The organism is Corallibacter sp. (assembly GCF_048381695.1).
In the GTDB taxonomy this organism is placed as follows: Bacteria; Bacteroidota; Bacteroidia; order Flavobacteriales; family Flavobacteriaceae; genus Corallibacter; species Corallibacter vietnamensis.
This window is the reverse complement of record NZ_JBLXHI010000001.1, coordinates 713020-727193: the sequence shown is the minus strand read 5'-3', so window position 1 is coordinate 727193 and position 14174 is coordinate 713020. Positions and strand designations below refer to the sequence as shown.

Genomic DNA, 14174 nt, shown 5'->3' with positions numbered 1-14174 from the left:
TATTATTTTATTTTAAATCGTAAACCTGCATAACACATACTTCCAAAAATTGGACCATATACAAATGTTGTATCAAAACTTGAACCAAAAGGATCATCAGCTCCAATTACAGGATTACTCTGTCTTACATTAGTAATGTTTTCACCTCCTAAATATATTTCAAATTTTGGAGAAAACACTTTTGTTACTTGAGCATTTAACGTACTTACTGTTGGTGTATAATCTCCTAATTGATATTGCAACGGATTGCTCTTTGTTGAAGAAAAACGCTGTTTACCTAACCAATTAAAAGTAGCATCAAATCTCCACTGACTACCGTTTTCTTTCAACAGAGTTTCATAAGATGCGTTTGCAAAAAAACGATGTTTTGGCGTTAACGGTCTATCAAATTTTCCTGTCAGATAATCTGTTTTCACCTCATAATACTTATATGCTAATCGCACATCAAAATGCTGAAACATATTATAGTTTATTTCTGTTTGAAAACTATTAGCATAACTTGAACCTGTTAAGTTATAAAAATTCACTTCTTGTGGATTTTCATAATCTACAACTATTTGATTTTGAAAATCGGTTCTATAAAAATCAAACGTTACATCAGCTTTTCTTCCAAACAAGTTAAACCCTTGCAAATATGAAACACCATAATTCCAAGCTATTTCTGGATCTAACCCATAAATTTTACCCGTTGTATTTAATATATTTATCTGTCTTGATGTTGCAAATATGCTTTGATTTTCTGTAAAAATATTTGCACTTCGCTTTCCTCTTCCGGCTGAAAGTCTAAATGCTGATTTTTCCCAAGGTGTATATTTTACATGTAACCTAGGTGTTACAAAAAAGCCTAGCAAGTTATGCTGATCAATACGCAAGCCTGCAGAAAAATTAAGTTTTTCTAAATTATCAAAATTATACTCAAAAAAAGCACCAACTGACGTTTCTGTTCTCTCAAAATCTGATGTGTTTACCAATTCATCATAATGATCATAGGTATAACTTACACCTGTTTTTATTTTATGTCTTGAATCGCTTATAATAGAGTTATAAATTGCATTTGCAAATACGCTATTATGAGTAATATTATATAAGTTTAATCCAAAATAAGAGTCTTGCTGATGGTTGCTGAAAGCTGTTTGTAAGCCTATACTTTGCCAAGGAATTTCTGGATTTACATAACCTAATTTTGCCGAAATCTCATAACGTCTGGTATCAATCTCACTTCCCCATGCATTGGTAGTTAATTTATCTGTATCAGGATTAAAATTAATCTGTCCGGTTTGTTTCTCATCATTTAAATATCTCAAATTAATAAAGCTTACAAAGCCTTTTTCAGCATTGGTATACTGCCAGCGATTCATTATGTTTATTTGATTGTATAAAGGCATATCCATAAATCCATCGTCATTTACATCATGCTTTTTATTATGTCTATTACCGTGCACATATAATCCTGTATGCCACTTATCACTTACTTTGGTATTAAAATGTGTATTAAGCTCAACACGTTCATTTGAAGCACCATAAAGGTTTACAAATAAGTTGTCATCTGATGCGGGTTTTTGAAGCTCGGTATTAATTTGCCCTGCAATACTTTCATAACCATTAACCACGCTGCCTGCACCTTTTGTTATTTGAATGCTCTCTACCCAAGTTCCTGGAATAAAACTTAATCCGTACGCTTGCGATGCACCTCTAATTGAAGGAATGCTCTCATTAACTATAAGAATATAAGGACTTGTAAGTCCTAACATTTTAATTTGTCGTGTTCCTGAAACAGCATCTGCAAAATTTACATCTATAGACGGATTGGTTTCAAAGCTCTCTGACAGGTTACAACAAGCCGCTTTTAACAACTCATCACTACTAACGTTTATAACGTTTTGAGCACTCAAATAGGATTTTGATGTTGCTTGCTTTCTAGATGTAATAACAACCTCATCTAAATCACTTGTACTTTTTAAAGTGTGCTTTACGGCTTTTTGAGGATTAGTAATTGTTAATGTATCTGTTTTATAGCCCACAAAACTTACTATTAGCTTTTTATATTCTGGTTTGTAACCTATAGTAAAATTTCCATCAAAATCTGCTACAGCACCAACAGTTGTATCCAACCAATGCAAGTTAGCCCCAGAAAGCGGTATAGATTTGTTATTAGCATCGGTTTCCATAATAGTTCCCTTTATTTTATCTTGAGAAAAGCAAACTATTGGTAATACTAAAAGTATATATAATAGTTGTTTCATTATAAATAAAGGTTTACAAGCATTAAAATTGCCATGATTATCATGATTGAATTCTCAATAAAGGTTGCTTTGGTCATTGGTAACTTTAAGGCAGTACCTAAACAAGCACATTGAATTGTTTGCTTACTAAATAGCGCCTTTGTAACACCAACTGTTGTTATACCAAGAATAACCAGTGTAACTATTAATGCTAATGGAATTTGAATACGCATTAAAAACATGAGTCCTAATACTGTTTCTATAAACGGGTATACCCAACCGTAAACAGGAACAGCTTTGGCTAACGGATCGTACATTCTGAAACTTTCAGGAAACCCTTTTAAATCTAGCAATTTAAAAAAGCTAAATACGATATAAAAAAGCCCCATAAAATCTAACATAAACAGACTCCAATCCCAAGAATCATAGTTTAGTAAAATTGAAGCTATTGTAATATATCCAAAAATTAAAAACAGTGGAAACAATTGTTTTAACTCACTATCTGATTTTTGATGTGTTTCGCTTGAAGCAAAAACATTTTTTTCTTGCTTAAGACTTATTTTGTATTTATCTGGTAATGCTTTTTGCAACTCTTGAATAGAAATATGAGAAGACATTGTAACTGTAACATCTCCTGCTTCTAAATTGACTGAAGCATTATTCACGTGTTCTAAAGCCTGTAAGTTACTTTCTACTTTGGCTTTACAACCATTACAGGTCATACCTGTAACATTATATGTATGTGTCATGATGATTTTTTAAAATATTAGTAATTAGTATTAAATGTACATTTAATACCTTTTTAAAAACTTAAATATTACTAATAAATCAAATGATGAAAACCTGATCCAGAACTTGTATGTCTGCAACCAAGTTTGGCGGAGAATAATCTTTATGAGGAATTATTTGCTCTGGCAGTCCCTCAAAAAGGTTGATAAATGTGTAAACATATGCTGAAAGTATTGCCTGTTTGCTAATACTTAAATCGGAAAATGTTTTTATTTGTAATTCACTTTGACCTTTCACAAAATCAACAGTATCCTTACAACAGTTCTTTTTTGAAATTTGTGCCTTTTCTATGCTAGACAATTGAATATCTGACACACATTTTTGTGCTTCAGAAAACATAGCCATATCAACAAGAACATCTCCACAAAAGTGCTTTTCTACAGTAAAAGACACTGTTGAAAACAACACTAAAAGTGCTAACGTCACTGAAAATATTTTATTTAATACAGCTTTCATTATTGCAAAAATACAAAAAAGGTGACTTTTTTAGTGATTTTAAAAAAGGATTAACATTTTAGTCTTAAAAAAATTATGACTTATTGGCTAACTGACCACAGGCAGCATCAATATCTTTTCCTCGAGAACGCCTTACTGTAACTGTTATATTATTTTTTTCTAAAACATTTACATACATGTCTAAAGCTTCATTATTTGCTTGTTGAAACTCTCCATCATCAATAGGATTATATTCTATAAGATTTACCTTACTTGGGGCAAACTTGCAAAACTCTACAAGTGCATCAACATCTTTTCGTTTGTCGTTAATACCTCTCCAAACAACATACTCATAGGTAATCCTGTTTTTAGTCTTGGCGTACCAATATTGTAGTGACTCACGTAAGTCGGATAATGGAAATGTTGCGTTAAATGGCATGATAGAGGTTCTTACTTCATCTATAGCAGAATGCAAGGAAACAGCAAGCTTAAACTTTACTTCTTCATCTGCCATTTTTTTTATCATTTTAGGAACTCCTGATGTTGACACTACAATACGCTTTGGAGACATTCCTAACCCTTCAGGAGATGTTATTTTATCTATAGCTTTTAACACATTGTTATAGTTCATGAGTGGTTCTCCCATACCCATAAAAACAATATTACTCAATGGCCTATCGTGATACAATCTACTTTCTTGGTCAATAGCAACAACCTGATCATAAATTTCATCAGGATTAAGATTACGCATTCTTTTTAACCTAGCAGTTGCACAAAATTTACAATCTAAACTACAACCTACCTGACTAGAAACACAGGCCGTTGTTCTGTTTTTTGCAGGAATCAAAACAGACTCTACAATCAATCCGTCATGCAAACGCACTGCATTTTTTATAGTACCATCACTACTTTTTTGCATTGCATCTACTTCTATATGGTTGATTACAAAATTTGCATCTAACATATCTCGCGTTTGCTTTGAAATATTAGTCATGTCATCAAAATGATGTGCAGACTTGCTCCAAAGCCACTCATAAACTTGATTTCCTCTAAAGGCTTTATCGCCTTGTTGAACAAAGAATTCTCGAAGTTGCTCTTTAGTTAATGCGCGTATGTCTTTCTTTTTAGTTTCCATTTGCTATAAGACCACAAAGGTAGTAGATTATAAATTAAAAAAGCCTTGCTATAAAAACAAGGCTTGGTTTTTTATTTTAAAAATTACGTTATAGGATTAGCATTGCATCTCCATAACTATAAAATTTGTATTTTTCTTTTACAGCTTCTTCGTATGCTTTTTTCACAAAATCATGTCCTGCAAATGCAGAAACCATCATTAACAATGTTGATTTAGGTGTGTGAAAGTTAGTAATCATACTATTAGCTATGCTAAAATCATAAGGAGGGAAAATAAATTTATTAGACCATCCGTCAAACTCATTTAGTGTTCCACTAGATGACACCGAGCTTTCTACTGCACGCATTACTGTTGTTCCTACAGCACAAATGCGGCGCTTATTTTTTATACCTGTATTTATGGTATTTACTGCATTTCCGTCAATAATAATTTCTTCGCTATCCATTTTGTGTTTAGATAAATCTTCAACCTCAACTGGGTTAAACGTACCTAAACCTACGTGTAATGTTACTTCTGCAAAGTTCACACCTTTTATTTCTAAACGTTTTAATAAATGTTTTGAGAAGTGTAATCCGGCAGTTGGAGCAGCAACAGCTCCTTCATTTTTAGCAAAAATTGTTTGATAGCGCTCTTCATCTTCTGGCTCTACCTCTCTTTTTATATATTTTGGTAAAGGTGTTTCTCCTAGTTCTTTTAATTTCATTCTGAAATCTCTGTAAGAACCATCATATAAAAAACGTAGTGTACGCCCTCTAGAGGTTGTATTATCTATAACTTCAGCTACTAATGTTTCATCATCACCAAAATAAAGTTTATTACCAATTCTTATTTTTCTAGCAGGATCTACTAATACATCCCAAAGACGTTGCTCTTCATTCAACTCTCTTAATAAGAATACTTCAATTCTTGCTCCTGTTTTTTCTTTATTACCAAAAAGTCTTGCTGGAAAAACTTTGGTGTTATTAAGAATCATAACATCGTCCTCATTAAAATAGTCTATAAGATCTTTAAAAAGCTTGTGCTCAATAGTTTGTTTTTCTCTATTTAAAACCATTAAACGTGCTTCATCTCTATGCTCTGAAGGATATTCTGCTAATAACTCGTTAGGAAGGTCAAAATTAAAGTGTGATAATTTCATATGCGATAAAATATTTATGTAAAAATTAAATCCTTCTTTTCAAAAGGACTGCAAATATACAATCTGAAAGTAGCGGTTGTCAAGTATTTAAGCAATTATTATTGAGATATTTGAATTCCAACTGCTTTTAAGTGCTCCCAAAAGGCGATATAAGATTTTGAAACAACAGCAGCGTCATTAACTCTCAAATCTGTTTTTAAAGCCAATGGAGCAAATGCCATAGCCATTCTATGATCGTTGTAAGTATCTATAGCCACATTACTTTTTATAGTATTTGACTTTGCTAGTTTTAGACTATTATCTGTAATTAAAACCTCTGCGCCTAGTTTTTCTAATTCAATTTTTAAAGCTGACAACCTATCGGTTTCCTTAATTTTAAGTGTATGCAAGCCTGTTAAATAACATGCTATTCCTAATCCAAAACAGGTTACTGAAATTGTTTGAGCAATATCCGGAGCATTTGCTAAATCTAACTGTATAGCTGCTTGAGTACTTGGATTTGAAACTTTTTTAAGTGTGATATTGTGTCCATTAAAAGTAGTTTCAACTCCAAAATGTTTATATATATCTTCCAACACAGAATCGCCTTGAAGACTATCTTTTTTATAGGAAGATATTGTTATTTGTGTTTCTAGATCGCTTAATGCTATTAAACTATAAAAATACGATGCTGAAGACCAGTCTGATTCTACTGTTAGTGTTTTTTCTTCCACCTCTTTCATAGGCTTAACAGATATTTTTTGACCTTCAAAAGTTGTTTCTATACCTACTTGATTAAGAAGCGCTAGCGTCATTTTTATATAAGGCACAGAAGTTATTTCTCCGTCTAACGTAATCTCTAAACCACTTTTTAAACTAGGTGCTATAAGCAACAAAGCTGAAATATATTGACTACTTACATTAGCCTTAAGTGTTACTTTACTAGCTGTTAATTCGTTTCCTGTTATTTTTAACGGTGGACATCCTTGATTTTCTAAATAGCTAATATTGGCTCCCAAAGAAGTTAATGCATCTACCAAAATTTTTATTGGCCTTTCTTTCATACGTTGAGAACCAGTCAACACAACTTCACGTTTATTTTGAGTAGCAAAATACGCTGTAAGAAATCGCATTGCAGTACCAGCATGATGAATATCTATAATAGTATCTGTTGTTTTTAATGCATTTTGCATCACAACAGAGTCATCAGAATCTGACAGATTATCAATGTCTATTTCTGAATATAATGCCTGTAAAAGCAACAACCTGTTAGACTCACTTTTTGAGCCGGATATTATAATTTTTGACTGGCTATTTAGTTTAGACTTCCTTAAAAAAACATCCATACTGTTATTTTAGCTTTTCGTTGTTATGGTGCCTATCGTGATCTCGTTTGGTTTTTTTATCCATTTTTTTATCAAAAGCTTCTTGCAAGTCAATACCTGTTTGATTTGCCAGACATAGTACTACAAAAACAACATCTGCGAGTTCTTCTCCTAAATCTTTGTCTTTATCGCTTTCTTTTTCGCTTTGCTCGCCATAACGACGCGCAATAATACGTGCTACTTCGCCCACTTCTTCTGTGAGTTGAGCCATATTTGTTAGTTCATTAAAATAGCGAACGCCATGTGTTTGTATCCAGTTATCTACTATTTTTTGTGCGTTTTGTATATTCATACTGTATTTTTTAGCCCCGATTGAGGTAGTTGTTGGAGCTCTTTTACATTGTAAAAAGCGACTACCGAAAGCGGGTATTGCTCCTTATTTTATTCTTTATTTTTTGTATCTACTATAATAGTGACTGGACCATCGTTAAGTAAAGACACTTTCATATCAGCACCAAATTCTCCTGTTTGCACACTTTTGTTTAAATCTGTTTCTAACTGTTTTACAAAAGTTTTATACAAAGGAATGGCTATATCTGGCTTTGCTGCTTTAATATAACTTGGTCTGTTTCCTTTTTTTGTACTTGCGTGTAGTGTAAATTGGCTTACAACAATAGCGTCTCCTCCTGAATCTAAAAGAGATACATTCATAACATTTTTGTCGTCAGGAAAAATACGCATATTGGTTATTTTGTTAGACAGCCATTTTACGTCATCATGGGTGTCATCTGCAACAATGCCTAACAAAATAAGAACACCTTTTTCTATTGTTGCAACTTGGTTTCCTTCTATAACCACGTTGGCTTGAGAAACACGCTGTATTACTGCTCGCATAATTTATTCGTTATCCCAATTATCGGTTCTGTAATGTTCGTCTTCTCCTTCTAATATTTGTATATAACTGCGATATCTAGAATAGGCTATTTCATCACGATCTAATGCATCTTTTACAGCGCATTTAGGCTCATCTACATGAATACAATTATTGAATTTACAGTCTTGTTTTAGTTTAAAAAACTCTGGAAAATAATCACCAACTTCTTCTTTATCCATATCTACAACACCAAATCCTTTTATTCCTGGTGTGTCGATAATTTTTGCATCAAAGTTTAAATCAAACATTTCGGCAAAGGTGGTTGTATGCTGCCCTTGCATATGTTGGTTTGATATTTCTTTGGTTTTTAAATCTAAATCTGGTTCTATGGCATTTACAAGTGTAGATTTACCTACTCCTGAATGCCCAGCAAACATGCTTACTTTGCCTATCATTTTGGCTTTTACCTTATCTATGTTTTTTCCTGTTGCTGCAGATATACCAATACACTCGTAACCGATTTCTCGATATACATGTGCTAAATATCTTACCTCATCTAGCGTATCTTCCGGATAGGTATCTATTTTGTTAAAAAGCAAAATTGTTTTTACTGAATATGCTTCGGCAGTAACTAAAAACCTATCTATAAAGCTTGTAAATGTTGGCGGGTTATCTATAGTTACTAAAAGAAAAACTTGATCTATATTGGCCGCTATAATATGTGTTTGCTTTGATAAGTTAACAGATTTTCTAACAATATAATTGGTTCTGTCATGAATGAAATTTATGACACCTGTGGTTTCATCATTATTGGTTTCTAATTCAAAATCAACACGATCACCAACAGCTATAGGGTTGGTACTTTTTATACCTTTCATGCGGAATTTTCCTTTTATTCTACATTTATAAAAAGCGCCTAATTCGTTTTTTACACTGTACCAACTTCCTGTAGATTTGTATACTGTTCCTGTCATTAAATGTTTACGTTATCTGCTGCAAAATAATCAATATTATTTAAACCTTTTACGATTACAAAACACGAGTCTTACTAACTATTTATTATTTTCTCTTGATGGTTTATAGATTCTTGATGAATAGCCTTAAACATTCTTAAGATAAACTCCTCACTTAAACCTTTTTCTTCTCCTTCTAAAATCATTTTTCCTAAAATTTCATTCCACCGTTTACTTTGTAAAACAGCTACATTTTTTTGTTTTTTTAGTTTACCAATACCGTCAGCAACTTTCATGCGTTTACCTAAAAGCTCTATAATTTGATTATCTACAACATCTATTTGAGCTCTTAAGTTATTTAACTCATCATTGTAAGCTGCTTCAGGATCTGATTCTTTTCTGATTTTTAAATCTTTCATGATATTAACAAGAGAACTAGGCGTAACTTGCTGTGCAGCATCACTCCAAGCATTGTCTGGATCATGATGGGTTTCTATCATTAATCCATCAAAATTAAGATCTAAAGCTGTTTGAGATACATCAAAAATCATATCTCGTTTTCCTGTGATATGTGAAGGATCGCTAATTAAAGGTAAATCAGGGAACTTGGTTTGCAACTCTATTGCCAACTGCCATTCTGGATTGTTTCTGTATTTTGTTTTTTCATAAGTTGAAAATCCTCTATGAATAACTCCTAGGTTTTTAATATCTGATGAAGCTAGTCGCTCTATGGCTCCTAACCACAAAGGTAAATCAGGGTTTACAGGGTTTTTTACTAAAACTATTTTATCGGTTCCTTTTAAAGCATCGGCAATTTCTTGAACAATAAACGGGCTAACTGTTGAGCGAGCTCCTATCCATAATAAATCTATATCATGTTCTAAAGCTAGTTCTACATGCGCTCTATTTGCTACTTCGGTTGCTGTTTTTAATCCTGTTTCAGCTTTTACTTTTTGTAACCATTTTAAACCTAAAGCACCAACACCTTCAAAATTACCTGGACGAGTTCTAGGTTTCCAAATTCCTGCACGGTAATAGTTTACGTCAGTGTCTTTTAGCTCATGAGCTATTTTTAAAACTTGTTCTTCTGTTTCTGCGCTGCATGGTCCTGCTATAACCAAAGGATGGTCTAATTGCAGGTTATCTAACCATGTTCTTAACTCTTTTTTGTTTTCCATAATTATTTATAATTCCTAAAATTGAATTTTATTTAAATATTTTGAACTGTTAAAAATTTCAATTTTGGTGTTTGTACTTATTCTATTCCGTTTAATATATCTTTTATATGATTGGTACTCTCCATATCATCAAAAATGGCATCAAAATCATCAGCTTCCATTCTTTTTTTAAATGCTGTAAGATTATTGATATACTCGTTTAGAGTTTCTATGACATTATCTTTGTTTTGCTTAAAAATAGGTGTCCACATTTTTGGAGAACTTTTTGCTAATCGTACTGTGGATGCAAAACCACTTCCTGCTAAATCAAAAATATCTCGTTCGTTTTTTTCTTTTTCTATAACTGTTTTACCCAACATAAAAGCGCTTATATGAGATAAATGAGAAACATAAGCAATGTGTTTATCATGTGCTTCTGGATTCATATAGCGAATACGCATATCCATTATTTTAAAAATGGTTAATGCCTTTTCCTGAAGTTTGAAAGCTGTTTTTTCTACTTCACAAATAATATTTGTTTTACCTTTAAATAATCCTTCTATCGCAGCTTTAGGACCCGAAAACTCTGTACCTGCTATAGGATGTGTTGCTAAAAAATTTCGACGTTTTGGATGATTCTCAACAGCTTTACAAATATCTAATTTTGTTGAGCCAGACTCCATAACCAAAGTCTCATCAGAAACTAAATCTAAAATCTCGGGCAATAGCACAACGCATGCATCTACAGGAATGGTTACAATAACAATATCTGCATTTACAACATCAGCTAACACGGCTTTTTTATCTATAATGTTAAGCGCAAGAGCTTCTTCTAAATGTTCTGGATTTTTATCTATACCATGTATTGTAATCGCTGGGTTTAATCGCTTAATATCTTTTGCAATGCTTCCTCCTATCAAACCAACACCTATGACGTAAATATTTTTCATGTTTTTATTTTATTCTTGCTAAAGCTTCTTCTAAATCTTCTGTTGTTGCACATAATGAAAACCTTACATATCCTTCTCCATTACTACCAAAAATGGTTCCTGGTGCTATAAAAATGTGGTTCTCTTTTAATAATAAATCTATAAACTCTTCTGCTTTAACATATATTGGCAGCTTTGCCCATACAAACATTCCTGTGGTATTGGTACTATATGTACAGTTTAATGCTTTGGCTAGTTGCCAAATGAGTTTTCGGCGTCTTTCATAAACACTATTTAAACTCACATACCAGATTTTTGAACATTTCAAAGCTTCAATAGCTCCTTTTTGAATACCATAAAACATTCCTGAATCCATATTGCTTTTTACTTTTAATATGCTATTTATATAGTCTGTTTTTCCTAAAACCATGCCTACTCGCCAACCTGCCATATTAAATGTTTTGCTTAATGAGTTTAATTCCAAACAGCAATCTCTTGCTTCTGGTGTACTCAAAATACTTTTTGGCGAATCATTCAACACAAAACTATAAGGGTTGTCATTTACAATTAAAATATTGTTCCTTTTTGCAAACGCTACTAGTTTTGTAAAAGTAGCTTCGGTGGCATTAGCTCCTGTTGGCATATGCGGATAATTAACCCACATTATTTTTACACGTGATAAATCTAACTTCTCTAGAGCCTCTATATCTGGTTGCCAATTGGTTTCTTCTTTTAGGTCATAAAACACGGGTTCTGCTCCTACCAATTTTGTTACCGAAGTATAGGTTGGGTACCCTGGGTTTGGTATTAACACTTCGTCTCCTTCATTTAAAAAAGCCATAGAGATATGCATGATACCTTCTTTACTACCCATTAAAGGAAGCACCTCAGTTGTTGGACTTAAATACACATCAAACTGGTCTCTGTAAAAAGACGTCATGGCTTCTCGTAATTCTGGCAAACCTTGGTAACTTTGATATTGATTTGCTCTAGCATCAGCAAAACTTTCTGTGATAGCAGAAATAACTTTTTGAGGCGGCTGTAAATCTGGACTGCCAATACCTAAATTTATTATTGGTTTTCCACTTGCCTTAAGCAAATTAACTTCTCGAAGTTTTTTTGAAAAGTAATATTCTTCTACCGTTTGTAATCTATTTGCTACTTCAATCATGGTTTTGTATTTTTATACTCTCCCAAAACTTTAAAATCTTCAGCCATTATATTCATAATAGATTTTGCTTTTTTATAATCTTCGTAATCACTAAAAGTAACATCAATAAAAAACGCATATTTCCAAGGTGTTTCAATTTTTGGTAAAGATTGAATCTTGGTTAAATTCAATTTACAATCACTCATTACATTAAGCAAGGCTGCCAAACTACCTCGCTTGTGCTCTAATTCAAACTTTAAAGATGCTTTATTGATATCTGCTTCAGGTATTTCAGAATTTGTGCGTTTTACTATAACAAATCGGGTTTCGTTTTGTTTGATACTTTGTATACTTTCCGCAAGAATTTCCAACTCAAATAATTCAGCTGCTAGACTACTTGCTACAGCTGCTACTCCAGATAGTTTTTGCTCTTGAATACGTTGAGCAACTTCAGCAGTGTCCTTATCTTCTATGAGCTTAATGTGTGCGTGTTTTTTAAAAAAAGTTTTACACTGCAATAAAGCCATAGGATGAGAATACACCTCTTTTATATCATTAACAGATTGATTAGGTAATGCCATCAAATGATGTTGAATATCTAAATATTGCTCACCAACAATATGTAAATTATGAGTATCAATCAATGCATAATTTGGTATTATAGAGCCTGCAATAGAATTTTCTAACGCCATAACAACTGCATCTGTATCAGCATCTAAAAGACTTTGAACAGCTTTATCAAAAGATAAGCATTCATTTAAAGCTACTTGGTCTCCAAAATATTGTTTTGCTACAATATGATGAAAAGATCCTTTTACGCCCTGTATTGCAATAGATTGTATCATATATCTGGTTAAAAATCGCTATGTTTTATCAAAAAAAAAGTCCCGATGTAACATCGAGACTTTATATATCATGTATTGCTTAAAAATTACACATACAACGTCTCGTTTCTTTCGTTAAAAAAGAAATAAAACCAATTAAAATATGTAAAATTCGTGCTTGTTTTCATAATTGTATCAGCTAAAGTAATTAATAAATTGAAAAAACAAAATCTTTTTTTAACTCTTTTAGCAATATAACGTTTTCGTAATGCGTTGAGATAAACAATTATGCTTATTTTTGGTACTTTAAAGCACTATTTAAGTATATACACCACACAACTAGTCATTTATCATAAAAAACAACAACCTATGTCTATTGAAGTAGAAAACATCTCAAAATTCTATGATTCTCAAAAAGCATTAAACAATGTATCGTTTCATGTTAGTAAACCTGAAATTGTGGGGTTTTTAGGGCCAAATGGCGCAGGAAAATCTACTATGATGAAAATCTTAACCACTTACATAAGCCCAAGCGAAGGCAATGCTAAAGTTAATGGGTTTCATATTTTAAAAGACAAATTACAGGTACAAAAAAGTGTTGGATATTTACCTGAACACAACCCTTTATATTTAGATCAATACGTAAAAGAATATCTTACATTTAATGCACATGTTTATGGTGTAAAAAAAACACGAATTAATGAGGTTATTGAGCTCACAGGACTAACTCCTGAATCTCACAAAAAAATAGGACAACTTTCAAAAGGTTACCGTCAGCGTGTTGGTCTTGCAAATGCGTTATTACATGATCCTGATGTGCTAATTTTAGACGAACCTACAACTGGGCTAGATCCTAATCAACTTATAGACATTAGACACTTAATTAAAACCATAGGTAAAGAAAAAACAATATTTCTTTCTACACATATTATGCAAGAGGTAGAAGCTATGTGCGATCGTGTTGTGATTATTAATAAAGGAGAAATTGTTGCTGATAAAAAATTAAGCGAACTACGAGAAGGTCAAGAACAAACTGTTGTTGTTGAGTTTGATTACCGCGTAGAAGATGCTTTTTTACTAAAGTTGCCACATGTAAAAAAGGTAAAAAACGTACACGATTTTATTTACGAAATCACATTTGACACTTCAAAGGATATGCGCTCTTACGTTTTTGACTTTGCTCATGATAATGACTTAAAAATATTGCAACTAAATCAGAAAAACGCAAGTTTAGAAAGTTTATTTAGAGAATTAACAAGTTAAT

At 32.4% G+C, this 14174-nt stretch carries 14 protein-coding genes; 1 reads left to right on the top strand and 13 read right to left on the bottom strand.

Annotation, left to right across the window (positions count from 1 at the left end; all coding sequences use genetic code 11):
- Positions 1–2: 2 nt before the first annotated feature.
- From ACN5J3_RS03335 to ACN5J3_RS03275, 13 genes are all read right to left on the bottom strand, one after another.
- Positions 3–2243 carry a TonB-dependent receptor gene (locus ACN5J3_RS03335; protein ID WP_418510763.1) on the bottom strand — a complete coding sequence of 747 codons (2241 nt, stop codon included), beginning with the start codon at positions 2241–2243 and terminating at the stop codon, positions 3–5.
- Entirely contained in the window at positions 2243–2971 is a 729-nt protein-coding gene (locus ACN5J3_RS03330) for a heavy-metal-associated domain-containing protein (RefSeq protein WP_418510762.1), read from the bottom strand. Before ACN5J3_RS03330 ends, ACN5J3_RS03335 begins: the two co-directional genes overlap by 1 nt.
- 79 nt (positions 2972–3050) lie before the next feature.
- Entirely contained in the window at positions 3051–3470 is a 420-nt protein-coding gene (locus ACN5J3_RS03325; RefSeq protein WP_418510825.1) for an HYC_CC_PP family protein, read from the bottom strand.
- A 70-nt stretch (positions 3471–3540) separates the two neighbouring features.
- Complete coding sequence (gene rlmN / locus ACN5J3_RS03320) at positions 3541–4581, bottom strand: 23S rRNA (adenine(2503)-C(2))-methyltransferase RlmN (RefSeq protein WP_418510761.1); 1041 nt, start codon at positions 4579–4581, stop codon at positions 3541–3543.
- 88 nt (positions 4582–4669) lie between these two features.
- A complete protein-coding gene (queA, locus tag ACN5J3_RS03315) occupies positions 4670–5719 on the bottom strand; it encodes a tRNA preQ1(34) S-adenosylmethionine ribosyltransferase-isomerase QueA (protein ID WP_417291290.1) in 1050 nt (349 codons plus the stop codon).
- Positions 5720–5817: 98 nt separating this feature from the next.
- Complete coding sequence (locus tag ACN5J3_RS03310) at positions 5818–7044, bottom strand: 3-phosphoshikimate 1-carboxyvinyltransferase (RefSeq protein ID WP_418510760.1); 1227 nt, start codon at positions 7042–7044, stop codon at positions 5818–5820.
- 4 nt (positions 7045–7048) lie between these two features.
- Positions 7049–7375, bottom strand: coding sequence for a nucleotide pyrophosphohydrolase (locus tag ACN5J3_RS03305; RefSeq protein ID WP_417291292.1), 327 nt, complete (start codon positions 7373–7375; stop codon positions 7049–7051).
- Positions 7376–7464: 89 nt separating this feature from the next.
- A complete protein-coding gene (gene dtd / locus ACN5J3_RS03300) occupies positions 7465–7917 on the bottom strand; it encodes a D-aminoacyl-tRNA deacylase (RefSeq protein ID WP_418509193.1) in 453 nt (150 codons plus the stop codon).
- Positions 7918–7920: 3 nt separating this feature from the next.
- Positions 7921–8871 (bottom strand): ribosome small subunit-dependent GTPase A, encoded by a 951-nt coding sequence (gene rsgA / locus ACN5J3_RS03295; RefSeq protein ID WP_417291294.1) that lies wholly within the window; start codon positions 8869–8871, stop codon positions 7921–7923.
- Positions 8872–8945: 74 nt separating this feature from the next.
- Positions 8946–10028: a chorismate mutase gene (locus tag ACN5J3_RS03290; RefSeq protein ID WP_418510759.1), complete on the bottom strand. Its 1083-nt coding sequence runs from the start codon at positions 10026–10028 to the stop codon at positions 8946–8948.
- A gap of 77 nt (positions 10029–10105) precedes the next feature.
- Positions 10106–10957, bottom strand: a complete 852-nt coding sequence (locus tag ACN5J3_RS03285; RefSeq protein WP_418510758.1) for a prephenate dehydrogenase — start codon at positions 10955–10957, stop codon at positions 10106–10108.
- 4 nt (positions 10958–10961) lie between these two features.
- Positions 10962–12107, bottom strand: coding sequence for a pyridoxal phosphate-dependent aminotransferase (locus ACN5J3_RS03280; protein WP_418510757.1), 1146 nt, complete (start codon positions 12105–12107; stop codon positions 10962–10964).
- On the bottom strand, positions 12104–12931 hold the full coding sequence (locus tag ACN5J3_RS03275) for a prephenate dehydratase (RefSeq protein ID WP_418510756.1): 828 nt from the start codon (positions 12929–12931) through the stop codon (positions 12104–12106). The genes ACN5J3_RS03280 and ACN5J3_RS03275 overlap by 4 nt, the downstream gene beginning before the upstream one ends.
- Before the next feature lie 348 nt (positions 12932–13279).
- Here ACN5J3_RS03275 and gldA point away from each other — a divergent pair, with 348 nt between their 5' ends.
- The gene (gldA, locus tag ACN5J3_RS03270) at positions 13280–14173 is read left to right on the top strand and encodes a gliding motility-associated ABC transporter ATP-binding subunit GldA (protein ID WP_417291299.1); all 894 of its coding nucleotides are present in this window, start codon (positions 13280–13282) and stop codon (positions 14171–14173) included.
- Position 14174 lies beyond the last annotated feature (1 nt).